This is a genomic window from Candidatus Hydrogenedentota bacterium (assembly GCA_016791475.1).
GTDB lineage: Bacteria > Hydrogenedentota > Hydrogenedentia > Hydrogenedentales > JAEUWI01 > JAEUWI01.
In genome coordinates this window covers 1-564 of record JAEUWI010000378.1, presented here as the reverse complement: position 1 = coordinate 564, position 564 = coordinate 1, and the positions used below count along the sequence as shown (strand labels likewise).

Here is a 564-nt window from a genome sequence, read left to right as displayed (position 1 = left end):
GGAATACCGAGCACTTTAAGGAACTCGCCCATGCCCTGGGCGTAGATCAGGTTGGCCGTGAGCGACTTGCCGGTTTTCGGATCGAACAGGTTCGGAGATCCCGCCGCCCAAATCATGACGCACGACAAGGAAATGAAAGCCACCATCGCTTCCAGCAGCATTGCGCCGTAGCCGATGGTGCGGGCATCCGTCTCGCGGCGGAGTTGCTTCGACGTTGTTCCCGAGGCGATGAGCGAATGGAAGCCGGAGCAAGCGCCGCAGGCGATGGTGATGAACAAGAACGGCATCAGCGTCTGGCCGTCGGCCGAGAGCCAGCCGGTAACATGAGCCCGACGATGGCGCCACCGAGCGCGATATACAAGAAATAGCCGCCGAGGTGCCCGCGCGGTTGCAGAAGGAGCCAGACCGGAACGACCGCCGCGATCAAACAGTAGGCCAGCAACGCTACGTCCCAATAATCTTGCGCCCGCTCGCGGCTCACGCCGAAGAGGCTTTCGACGCTAAACGGAATGTAGTGCCCCGCGTAGATCGTCACGCCGACGAGCGGAATAAAAATCAACGTCG

Annotated in this window: 1 pseudogene; it reads right to left on the bottom strand. The window is 60.8% G+C overall.

Annotated elements, in window-relative coordinates:
* Window positions 1-564: pseudogene (locus tag JNK74_29780) on the bottom strand (carbon starvation protein A).